This window comes from Peribacillus sp. NPDC101481, from assembly GCF_044767165.1.
In the GTDB taxonomy this organism is placed as follows: domain Bacteria; phylum Bacillota; class Bacilli; order Bacillales; family DSM-1321; genus Peribacillus.
Genome location: NZ_JBIWNJ010000003.1, coordinates 269,423 through 280,640 on the forward strand (window position 1 = coordinate 269,423; position 11,218 = coordinate 280,640).

Genomic DNA, 11,218 nt, shown 5'->3' on the forward strand with positions numbered 1-11,218 from the left:
CATCTCAAAAGAAAGGTTAATGAGGAAGAAACTTAAAAGAGGATGTAATGATGTCATTCCTCTTTTGTTTTATGCTGCCCGGGTGTGAACGGAACACCGGCGGCTTTTGTGATGATTTTCGAAATATCCGTATTTTCAATGACTCCATCAAAGGCTTCACTGCCTGGACCCGAAGCGAAAACGGGAATCATATTGGCTGTGTGCCCTCCTGTGGAACTGGCCGCCCGTATGCTTCGATCAGCTATACCCGCCTTATAATGCCTGGCGATGGTGCTTCCGATTTCCCAATCTATTTGATGCTGTGGATAGACAAGCGTTTTATTTTTTCTTACGTTATCGATGAATTGATCGACTTCCTGATCCGTAAGGGATATATGTGCATACTTTTTGAATGTGGAAACGACGCTTTCTGGATTGATTTCATTATTTTTATCGAATGTAAGCTGTTTGGACATATATTCAGATGAAACCCTGATTTTTTTTAATGCCGTGATATCCATTGTTTCAGAAGCGGAGGTCCCCATTGTTTCGTGGTCTGCAAGTACAACGATCAACGTATCATTTCGATTTTTTGCCCAATTTACAACCTTTTTCACCGTTTGGTCAAATTCAATCGTTTCTTTCCATATTCCAGTGATATCGGCTGCATGCTCCATATGGTCAATACGCGCACCTTCGGCCATCAAGAAAAACCCCTTATCACCCCGTGATAAAATATCCAACGCTTTGGATGTCATTTCGGTTAGAGATGGCTCTTGAGAATGTAATACTTCTTTATCCAGTATAAAATTCATATAGGTAGGGTGAAATAACCCTAAAAGTTTTTCCGGTTTATTTATGGAACTAAGTTCTTCTTTAGTCGTCGTAATCCCATAGCCAGCTTGTTTAAATTTACCGATTAAATCCTCGCCTTTCTGCTTATCCGCCTCGAAATAGCTGGCACCTCCGCCGAGGATGACGTCGATCCGGTTATCAAAGAGCTGCCTCGCGATATTTGCGCCGCCTGTCCAGCGGTTAGGAACACTTGCACCAAAGGCAGCGGGGGTGGCATCGACTACCATATTGGTTGAGATGATCCCGACTTTTTTTCCATTGTTCTGAAAGGCATCCAATACACTATCGACCTCGGAACCATTGGCATCGACTCCGATCGATTCATTGTTCGTTTTTATACCAGTGGCAATCGCGGATCCTCCTGCTGCCGAGTCAGTGACGTAATTATTGGCGGAATACGTGCGCATCAGGGCAACATGCTCCAGTTTTTCCAAATGCAGTGCACCTGTCTTTCCATATTCTAATTGCCGGGCAATTTCTATCGCCCCTAACCCCATGCCGTCGCCAATCAGCAATATGACATTCTTGGGGGTATTTTTTGATTCTGCTTGAATAGGGGAGCTCATGCAAATAAAACAAATCATAAGAACGAATAATCCAAAGCGATGTGGTTTATGTCTGGATTTTTTATTCATCTGTAATCCTCCATCGGGTGAAAGTCTTCCTATTATTTGTCTAAATCGATAAAAAAAACCCCTCTCTGATATTCAGGATGGAGCTAATCTTTTTAGCACTGTTACCGGCAACCAGTCGGTTTTTGCGTAATTTATCTTTCAAAAAAAGAAAGAATTTCTATATAATTACAATATGAAGTTGATAATTTATAAACAGTAAATACTTAACTGATATAATTTCACTAAAGGTCAATTCAAATAATAGGAGAGAGAACCCTATGCTATCCAGTATGAAAAAGTTCTTCAAAGAAGGTTCTAAAGACTTGAAGAGAATTTATAAGTTGGTAGAAGAAGTGAATCGGCTAGAGGGTAAATATGAAAGATATTCAGATCTGGAATTAAGCGGAATGAAGGATAAATTTAAAAGCGTATTGGATGCTGGTGACAATATATTGGATATACAAGCCGAAGCTTTTGCGGTCGTGAGGGAGGCTTCCAAGCGAGTATTGAATCTTAGGCACCATGATGTTCAGATTGCAGGCGGTTTTGTCCTGAGTGAAGGGGGCATTGCACAAATGAATACGGGCGAGGGGAAGACGCTTGTCTCCACTTTGCCTAGCTATTTACATGCACTGTACGGTAATGGTGTGCATATTATTACGGCCAATGAATATTTGGCCAAACGTGATAAAGAGTTGATGGGAAAAATTCTAGAATATCTAGGACTGACGGTTGGTTTGAACATTTCCCAAATGGGGACTTCTGCAAAACGTAATGCGTATGCCGCAGATATCACATATGGGACGGCAACAGAGTTCGGTTTTGATTATTTGCGTGATAATATGGTCTACCGAAAAGAAGACAAGGTTCAAAGAGGACACCGATTTGCCATTGTCGATGAGATTGACAGCATCTTGATTGATGAAGCGAGGACACCATTAATCATTGCGGGCAGGGCAAGCTATGGAACCGAGCTTCACCAGATCACGGCACAAATCATGAAGTCATTTGTAGAAAATGAGGATTACGAGATTTACATCGATTCAAAGTCCGTCTTTTTCACGGATCAAGGGGCTTCCAGGATTGAAGCGGCCTTTGGTATCGACAATCTGTATGGAATGGAGCATCAAGAGCTATTACATAATGTTACACAGGCGGTAAAAGCCCATGCAATCATGAAATTGGATGTCGACTACATTGTCGTCGATGAAAAGATTGCAATCATCGATAAATTCACAGGCAGGGTGATGGAAGGGCGAAGTTTCAGTGAAGGGCTTCATCAAGCGATTGAGGCAAAAGAGGGCTTGGAGATTTCCGAAGAGAATGAAACACAGGCTATGATTACTGTCCAAAATTATTTTCGATTATATCATTCAATGTCTGGGATGACAGGCAGTGCCATGCCATCCAAGTCTGAATTCTGGGAAATATATCAGCTCCCAGTCATTGAAATTCCAACTAATGAGCCTATTATTCGAGTTGATGAGGTTGATTTGATTTATAAAGATGAAACAAGCAAAATCAACAAAATCGTCACGGAAGTAAAACGGATTCATGATGGAGGCAGACCCATTCTGATCGGGACGACCTCCATTGAGCAATCTGAAAAAATTTCGGTTCAACTAGAGAAGTGGAGAATTAAACATCAAATCCTTAATGCGAAGACGGAAGAGGATGAAGCGGAAATCATCGCGAATGCCGGGCAAAAAAATCAAGTGATGCTGGCTACGAACATGGCTGGTAGAGGAACGGATATAATACTTGGAAATGATGTCAAGGAATTGGGCGGCCTTCATATTATCGGTACGGAGCGACACGAGAGCCGTCGGATCGATATGCAGCTAAGAGGACGTTCCGGCCGGCAGGGGGATCCTGGTTCAACACAATTTATCATTTCTTTGGAAGATGATTTGTTTGATTACTATGATGAAGAAGAAATCGGACGTTATATCAAGAAAATCAAAACGGATGAAAATGGATTGGTGCTGAGCCCTGCACCCGATAAATTCGTTAAATTGGTTCAGGAAACGGTAGAGCAAATGCATCAATCAAGCCGTTACCATTTATTAAAGTTAGAGCATGCATTAAATGAGCAGAGTAAAATCATCTATGCAATGAGAGAGCGTATTCTTGAAATGGAGCCTGAACGGATGTCGGCCATTTTACTTGAATATATCAAAAAATACATTACTCGGCTCACAGTTAAATATTCCCCTGAACTTATGATGGAACCTGATTCCTCTGCCTTAATTGAAGAGCTTTCCCCTGTTTTCCAGTCGTTAGGTTGGCAGGCAAGTGATTTGCAGGATTTAGATGGCCAGATCCAAGGAAAAGCGTTGGATGCTTTAGGTGAATTGGAATCGAGATTGGTGATCTTTCAGGACGATGCAGAATGGGGAAACCAGTTGTGCGCTTTCATGCTGCAGCATATCGATACAAATTGGATGAACCACCTGGATCAAATGAACAGTGTGAAGGAAGGCGTTGGTTTAAGCGGATATGGTCAGCAGGACCCATATACGTTATTTGAAAAAGAAGCTCTCAATCAATTTAACCTTCTATTAAGTAAAATTGAGTCGGAGATAAGCATCCGCTTTATGGAATATATGAATAGCAATCAGGAAGATGAAGCTGCTTTGGAGGGTGAGGAGTGATGAGTTTATTAGAAAAAAGGGATAATACACAAAAGTTATCAGATCAGGATGACACCGTTCATACTTCCTTGATGTTTCACAAGGGGTGGGAAGTTTCCAAGCAAGAGGAATATGTATATAAATTCCACCATCAAAGGCTTCCTGCATTAAAACCGAACCAAATTTCATTATCCGGCATCAAGCTGACTAGGGTGGAAGATGATGTAATCATAGAGGCTTTTCTACGAAATTCAATAGAGAAAGCTGTCAGTTTTGATATCGTGGATTTACTGTTAGTTGATGGAGATGGAAAATTCCTCGCAAAAAGGGCATTCGATCTTTCAGAGCTTGGTGAGCTTCCAGCACTTTCAAGCATCCCCTGGCGTTTCTTATTCGAGGAAGGGGATATGTTGGCGGAATCGATTCCTGATGAAGGTTGGAAGATTGCTTTCGAATGGAAGAGATAATAGGGAAGTACCCGCATGAGTCTAGCGGCAACCGGCAGCTATTTTGCCGGAGATCCAAAGCAAAGCCCTCATCCTGTTAGTGATGAAGGCTTTTTGTTTATAAAGGAAGTCATTAGTGCCAAATATTTATGCCGTTTTCTGTGTGCAATTTCTCATAAATGGCAACGCTAAGTAATATTTATAAGTAATCTTCCGCAATCAGGCTTAACTAAGGCTTGGAAATAATGAAGAGGAAAGTGGCAGGAGCATGAAGAATAACCGTAATCAACGATTGAAGGAGAGACTATTTGAGTTATTGTCATTCTCAATCGTGGCCATACTTTTCATTTATACGAATGATAGGATGGGTAACGATCTTTCTATTGGGATAATTACGATAATCATCGGTGTTGCCGGTTTTATTGTTTATCTGAAGGAATGGATACCGAATCAAATCGTAAAGGGCATCATTTTTTCAGTTTTCCTTCTTTCGATCATGGTCTTTTTCCTTGGGGACATCTGGTTTTACCGTTATTATTCGACACCTATAACATCCTATATGTGGATGCAAAAAAGCAATCTGAATGGGCTGGGTGAAAGTATATTCAGTATGATGGAAATGAAGGATGCAATCTTTCTTCTGGCAGGCATTCCAATTGCTGAGTCATTTGTGAAGAAAAAATACCCCCTCAAGCATATGGCACTCGTTCCGGTCGTAATATTCCTGATGATAGCAGGTTTGAAGCCGGTCAAGAACATCTTTATCGACAAAGTAGATATAACCAGGCGTTATGAGGCAAATACCTTCTTGCGAAACTGGGGCCCGATCGGTCATCACGCATTGGATACGTATGCCTACTTTACTGACTCGGGAAGGCATGGAATGTCTTCACAAGAAAAGATGGCCGTTTCTGATTACTTCAATAAAAAGAAAAGAAAGGGAAACGGGCATTCAGGCTCCTTGGAGGGGAAGAATCTCATTATCATCCAGGTGGAATCTTTACAGGCGTTTCCGCTATTTCAAAGCAGTGCCGGGCAGGAGGTCACGCCATTCATGAATGAACTGGCGAAAGGTGGGTTGTACTTCCCCCATGTTTATCCACAGACGGTATTTGGGAATTCATCTGACGGAGAGCTTATCGTGAATACCGGATTATTTCCTTTAAAGCAGGGTGCGACCTTTTTTCGATTCCCATATAATGATTTTCCGGGTCTTGCTAAGGAATTAAAAAAGTCGGATTATCAAAGTTTTGCTTTCCACGGAGATGAAGAAGACTTTTGGAATAGGCAGCATGCATATCCCTCGCTAGGGTTTGATGACTATCTTTCCATAGAGGATATGTCGCAAGATGAGATGATTTCGATGGGGTTGGGAGACCGCAGTTTCTTCAATCAAAGCTATGATTTCCTAAAAGATAAACAAAATCCCTATTACGCTTTTTTCGTTACATTGACCAGCCATGTACCTTTTTCACTGCCAAAGGAACAGATAACATTGAAGTCTGAAGTTGGAAAAGAGAACAGTTACCTGACTAAATATTTTGAAGCAATTCATTATACAGATTCAGCCATCGGGGATTTCGTAAAGAGGTTGAAGGATGACGGGAAATTGAAAGACAGCGTGATTGTCATTTACGGAGATCATGATGGGCTATTTTTAAAAGATAAACACGAGGTAGAAGCTTATTACGGTAGTAAAATTAGCGATGAAGAGTGGATTGAAAAATATATGCCAATTCCTGTGATCATTTATCAGGAGGATATGAAAGGGAGAACGATTGATAAGGTAGCGGGCCAAATTGATATTTTACCAACTCTATATGATCTGTTCAATATTAAGAGTTCTTCATACTTTGGAGAGAGCATGCTGAATGGCGAAAATGGTGATGCTTTGATATTAAAAGGGGATTATGGTACTCAAATGAAAATAAATGGGGAAGGTAAGGTCGAAGAATTTTCACCTGAAGACCAAAAGGAGATTGATCTGAGTGATCAAGTGATACGTTCTGATTACTTTAAACAAATGAAGGAAGAGAAAAAAGGTGAAAAAAAAGAGGATGACTGATAAAAGCCATCCTCTTTTTTCTTATAATCCCAAATGCGTTTTCACACGATTTTGGGCTTCAAGCTTTGTATCTTCCGGAACGATGTTGTACCAAACGCCATCTACCCGTTGATTGTCACCTTCAAGTGTATATTGTTCAATATTTTTGAGGGATGATTTGTAGTTATTTTGGATGCTCAACATTTCATTGAAACTTAAATTGGTTTCCACGTTTTTACCTAAAGCTTCGAATATATCGTCATAATTGGTAAGTGTCGATAGGCTTGACCCTTTTTTCATGACAGCTTGGATAACCTGGCGTTGCCGCATTTGCCGTCCATAATCCCCGCGGGGATCTTCCTTACGGATTCGGGAATAAATCAAGGCCTCTTTACCATTTAAGTCTATTGTGCCTTTATTGAAAGTATAGCCTTTATAGGCAAGGTCCATATCATTATCGACTGTGACGCCACCAACAGCATTCACAATATCCTGAAAGCCTTCCATATTCATTTTGACGTAATAATCAATCGGAATATCCAAATAGGCTTCCACTGTATTTATCGACATGGCAACTCCGCCATATGCATAGGCATGGTTCATTTTATCATTTATACCTTTACCGATGATCTCTGTACGCGTATCCCTCGGTAAACTCAATAACTCGATCGATTCTTTTTTAGGATTAACCGTCATGACAATCATCGTATCTGATCGGCCTGAGTCATTTTCTCTTTCATCCACACCAAGAATCAGCAATGAAAATGGATCTTTGCTCTTGAACTTGATGTCCTCTACCCGTTTATCCGTTTTATGGGCTGTCCCCTGCATAGTGCTGATCGCACCGGCTAATGATTGATAAACTGAAGCGCCATAAACACCTGCGCCAATGAAAAGGATTAAAAGGGTGAAGCCGATTATTTTAAACGTTTTGCGTTTCTTTTTCTTTTTTTTATGTTCGGATCTCATTTTATATTCCTCCCTTAACCATCCCACAAAATGGAAGGTGTGAAAAAGTACCTAGTCGTTATTTTTAACTATACCTTTTTTTTGTCAAAAATAGAATAGTTTCTTTTTGTAGTTAGAGTGCATATTTACCATTTTTTATCCAAAAAAACGAAGGATTCTAGAGAAACCGAATTCCTTCGTTAGTACAACATTAGAATGTTTCGTTAATAGTAACCTCTGAAAAGGATGCTATGATTCTTTTACATGAAATTGCCAGACTTTAAGGGAAAGTCTGGCAATTAAATCTTATAGACTTCTATAACCGATGATTTTACTCTTGAAATAAGAGTTTGAAGTAGTACTGATCGTTACTCCCTTGCTTGATGAGGCATGAATGAATTCCCCGCCGCCCAAGTAGATTCCCATGTGGCTTATCACTGATTTATTGGAACCCGTTGCAAAGAAGATAAGATCGCCGCTTTTCGGTGAAGTAACCTTTTTACCCATATCATAATATGTGGAAGATGAAAGCCTCGGCACGTCATACCCAGCCTTCTTGAATGTATAGTAAATGAATCCGCTGCAATCGAAACCTGATGGGGAGGAACCCGCCCATGAATATGGTGTACCAATTAATTTTTTTGCTTCGGAAACGAGCTTGGCCACTTTGTTCCCCGAACTTGGGGCTTCCACTTTTCCCTCATCGTTTTTATCCGCTGGGGCAGTACTTGCCGATTTACTTAGTTTTAGCTTTTGACCCACTCTGATTAAATCGGACTTTAAAGAGTTGATTGATTTAAGCTGAGTTACAGTCAAGTTGGTTTTTCTGGATATCTTGGAAAGAGTGTCACCTTTTACCACAATGTATGTAGACGAATTGACTGGGGTCTGTGTAACATTGGACGGTTTGGAGCTGCCGGGTAAATCAATGGTAGTGGTAGTGGTTGATTTAGATACGATAAGTTTGTTACCTGCATAAATTCTATCGGATTTTAAGTTATTCAGTTTCATCAATTCAGCAAGTGTAAGGTTATGCTTGTTTGCTATCCTGGTTAAGGTATCACCTGAAACAATGGTATATGTGGTTTTCTTTGTTTTTTTCACGGAAACTGAAGAAGCATTGGATGTTGTTTTGGAGTTGGGTGTAATTAATTTTTGATTGATTTTCAAAAAGTCTGATTTTAAGTTATTAAGCTGTTTTAAGTCTTTTACCGTCGTATGATGCTTCTGGGCGATTTTACTTAAGTTATCACCGCTTTTGACAGTATATGTACCGGCAAGGGCAGGAGAAACAAAAGTCGAAGATAAAATGGCTAATGTCGAAAATGCGACAACACTTTTTTTCACAATTTTCCACCTCTAATATGTCTTTTTCCCTATTCTAACAAAATAAACAGGTTTAAACATATTACATTTTTGTTACAAGGGGAAAATAGTAGTATTTTACTGGTTTATATTGGTGAACCTTGAGTAATGTAATCTACAATATTTTCTATATTGTGAGTCTTTTTTCACATTGAGGGGTTTTGCGTTTTTTTTGTAATTATATGTAAAAATAACCCTGTTTTTGGATGCGCATTTCCGTTTAAAAAATAAAAAACCCACTTCGTAAAACGAAGTGGGTTTTTTATTTAAAAAGGAAATCGACTAAATTCCTGCTTGAATTTCCTGTGGAGTATTCATTCCATTTTTGGTTAAAGGAAGCGATCTTCAGTAATGAATGATCAGCGGCACGGATTTTCTTTAAGAGCTCTACTGTGGTAGATACCACGGGTCCGGGCATGGAAGAGGAGTAATCCTCCCAGAATCCCCGTTCCTGCACATACTTTTCTAAGTCATATGCAAAGAATATCATGGGTCTTTCCAAGAAAGAGAATTCAAATGGTATCGATGAGTAATCGGTTATTAAAAGATCCGTACTGATAAGCAGTTGGTTAACATGAAATTCACTATCGACAGGATAAATGAATCCCGGGAATTTATCTTGTAAATCATGCTCTGCTTTAACTGCTGGATGCAGTTTTAGTAATAACGCATAATTTTCGCCCTGAAGTTCCTCGTAGAGCAATTCCAAATCAAGTGCAATCTCTCCGCTGTTCAAACCGTCATTACGGAATGTAGGGGCATACAGCATGATTTTCTTATGCTCAAGTTCTGGATACCTGTCCAGCAAAGCATTGCGGGCATTTCTTTTTGATTCATCATTGAAAAAGAAGTCGGTCCGAGGTATCCCGGTCCTTAGGATATGCGATGCCGGCAGTTGAAAACTTTCTTGAAAAATCTCGGCCATTCTCTCTGAACCTGCCGTAACATAATCAAATTTGTTATATACCTCAAAAAATCTTTTCCTTGCACCGGCTGAGCGGTTTTGAATGGAAGGGTCTTTTGCCCCGAATTGCTTAACGGCACCGGCTGCATGCCACACTTGGACACATGTCACTTGCTTTTTGAATGCAATGGCTGAAAGAAAGCCAAAATAATTATCGATGATGATCCATTTTGATGTAGCCAGATGATAAATCGATCGGATCATGGCCATGATATTTTTTGATTCAAACGGAAGGACGATGGTTTCCCCATCGTCCTTAACTTGCATGGAACTGCTCGATTTCATTAAAAATACTTTTTGAACGGAAATGTCCTGCTTGTCCATTTCATCTGCGATATATTGGCAATTGTCCCCGAATGATGTGACAAAGGTCGTTTTGTCATATAAAGGGAAAAGTTTAAAGATAGAGAATAAAACTTTGAAACAAAAAAGATAAATCCCTATCGCGAATTCTTTAGCCATTAGTAACTTGTAAAAGGTCATCTTTAATTTGGGAAGTCGAAATGCCGATAGTTCTTGGAAGGTAGACCACTTCACAAACTTCGGATAATTCATCGAATTGGCCTTTCCAGTCATCGCCCATTACAAAGATATCTACACCTTCACGAACGATGTCTTCCCTCTTTTGTTCCCAATTGTCTTCCGGTATGACTTCATCCACATAGCGGATTGATTCAAGGATCATTTTTCTGTTTTCAAAGCTATGATAAGCTTTTTTATCTTTTAAAGCATTGAATTCATCCGTGGAAATGGCAACGATCAGATAATCCCCTAAATCTTTAGCGCGTTTTAATAGATTGATATGACCCCAATGAAGCAAATCAAAGGTTCCGTAAGTGATTACTTTCTTCATCTTTATTCCTCCTTTAAGACTCTTAAACTGTTATTCAATCAAATTAATATATATTTGGTCTATTAGAATATGAAATGGAACAATAAAACAGGCAACTGGCATTTAAATTTCTGCTTGTTGTTTTCCTATATTTTTAGGCAATGACATTCTCTAACTAATTATAACTTAATAGCTTTACAAATAAACCACAATTTTTTTACAAATAAACCACAATTTTTACATTGATGATTATTGTAAATATTATTTTTTAAGCTAAAATTAAATGTTGACTATTTTGTAGGGCATAATAAGGTGTCTATATGAATGTATGGTTTATACTGAATGGTATTTAAAAATAATTTCTCTTCACTTTACTTAAAGTAAGCTGATGAACGATTGATAAGAAAAATTTCATATTCTTGCTGCAATCAGAATAAGCCATTCACAATTTTACCACGTTTAGGAGAGAACAACTAGAGGAGCTTCATTAATCCCTGTTTTCTAATAGTGAAGGTGAAGCGACAGAATTGTATGAAGG

Annotated in this window: 9 protein-coding genes; 4 read left to right on the forward strand and 5 right to left on the reverse strand. The window is 39.3% G+C overall.

Going from position 1 to position 11,218, the window contains the following annotated elements; translation table 11 throughout:
• Positions 1–53 precede the first annotated feature (53 nt).
• Positions 54–1,469 (reverse strand): alkaline phosphatase, encoded by a 1,416-nt coding sequence (locus ACIROD_RS20025; RefSeq protein ID WP_402943414.1) that lies wholly within the window; start codon positions 1,467–1,469, stop codon positions 54–56.
• A 257-nt stretch (positions 1,470–1,726) separates the two neighbouring features.
• Here ACIROD_RS20025 and secA point away from each other — a divergent pair, with 257 nt between their 5' ends.
• The 4 genes from secA (at position 1,727) to ACIROD_RS20045 (ending at position 6,592) form a co-directional block, all read left to right on the forward strand.
• Entirely contained in the window at positions 1,727–4,102 is a 2,376-nt protein-coding gene (secA, locus tag ACIROD_RS20030; protein WP_402943417.1) for a preprotein translocase subunit SecA, read from the forward strand.
• The gene (locus ACIROD_RS20035; protein WP_402944035.1) at positions 4,102–4,548 is read left to right on the forward strand and encodes an SLAP domain-containing protein; all 447 of its coding nucleotides are present in this window, start codon (positions 4,102–4,104) and stop codon (positions 4,546–4,548) included. Before secA ends, ACIROD_RS20035 begins: the two co-directional genes overlap by 1 nt.
• 15 nt (positions 4,549–4,563) lie before the next feature.
• Complete coding sequence (locus tag ACIROD_RS20040; RefSeq protein ID WP_157831066.1) at positions 4,564–4,719, forward strand: hypothetical protein; 156 nt, start codon at positions 4,564–4,566, stop codon at positions 4,717–4,719.
• A gap of 76 nt (positions 4,720–4,795) precedes the next feature.
• A complete protein-coding gene (locus ACIROD_RS20045) occupies positions 4,796–6,592 on the forward strand; it encodes an LTA synthase family protein (protein ID WP_402943421.1) in 1,797 nt (598 codons plus the stop codon).
• A gap of 21 nt (positions 6,593–6,613) precedes the next feature.
• On the opposite strand, the gene ACIROD_RS20050 is transcribed toward ACIROD_RS20045, so the two are convergent.
• The 4 genes from ACIROD_RS20050 to tagD all read right to left on the reverse strand — a co-directional run bounded on the left by ACIROD_RS20050 (position 6,614) and on the right by tagD (position 10,701).
• The gene (locus tag ACIROD_RS20050; protein ID WP_101223786.1) at positions 6,614–7,540 is read right to left on the reverse strand and encodes an LCP family glycopolymer transferase; all 927 of its coding nucleotides are present in this window, start codon (positions 7,538–7,540) and stop codon (positions 6,614–6,616) included.
• Between the two features lie 285 nt (positions 7,541–7,825).
• On the reverse strand, positions 7,826–8,866 hold the full coding sequence (locus ACIROD_RS20055; RefSeq protein WP_101223785.1) for a C40 family peptidase: 1,041 nt from the start codon (positions 8,864–8,866) through the stop codon (positions 7,826–7,828).
• A 280-nt stretch (positions 8,867–9,146) separates the two neighbouring features.
• A complete protein-coding gene (locus ACIROD_RS20060) occupies positions 9,147–10,310 on the reverse strand; it encodes a CDP-glycerol glycerophosphotransferase family protein (protein WP_157831065.1) in 1,164 nt (387 codons plus the stop codon).
• Positions 10,303–10,701, reverse strand: coding sequence for a glycerol-3-phosphate cytidylyltransferase (gene tagD / locus ACIROD_RS20065; RefSeq protein ID WP_057278149.1), 399 nt, complete (start codon positions 10,699–10,701; stop codon positions 10,303–10,305). The genes ACIROD_RS20060 and tagD overlap by 8 nt, the downstream gene beginning before the upstream one ends.
• Between the last annotated feature and the right edge of the window lie 517 nt (positions 10,702–11,218).

What these genes read in the sequence shown, in the direction of transcription:
- ACIROD_RS20050 (WP_101223786.1), bottom strand. Translation starts at nt 7,540, where the DNA reads ATGAGATCCGAACATAAAAAAAAGAAAAAGAAACGCAAAACGTTTAAA.
- tagD (WP_057278149.1), bottom strand. Translation starts at nt 10,701, where the DNA reads ATGAAGAAAGTAATCACTTACGGAACCTTTGATTTGCTTCATTGGGGT.
- ACIROD_RS20040 (WP_157831066.1), top strand. Translation starts at nt 4,564, where the DNA reads ATGAGTCTAGCGGCAACCGGCAGCTATTTTGCCGGAGATCCAAAGCAA.
- secA (WP_402943417.1), top strand. Translation starts at nt 1,727, where the DNA reads ATGCTATCCAGTATGAAAAAGTTCTTCAAAGAAGGTTCTAAAGACTTG.
- ACIROD_RS20045 (WP_402943421.1), top strand. Translation starts at nt 4,796, where the DNA reads ATGAAGAATAACCGTAATCAACGATTGAAGGAGAGACTATTTGAGTTA.
- ACIROD_RS20035 (WP_402944035.1), top strand. Translation starts at nt 4,102, where the DNA reads ATGAGTTTATTAGAAAAAAGGGATAATACACAAAAGTTATCAGATCAG.
- ACIROD_RS20025 (WP_402943414.1), bottom strand. Translation starts at nt 1,469, where the DNA reads ATGAATAAAAAATCCAGACATAAACCACATCGCTTTGGATTATTCGTT.
- ACIROD_RS20060 (WP_157831065.1), bottom strand. Translation starts at nt 10,310, where the DNA reads ATGGCTAAAGAATTCGCGATAGGGATTTATCTTTTTTGTTTCAAAGTT.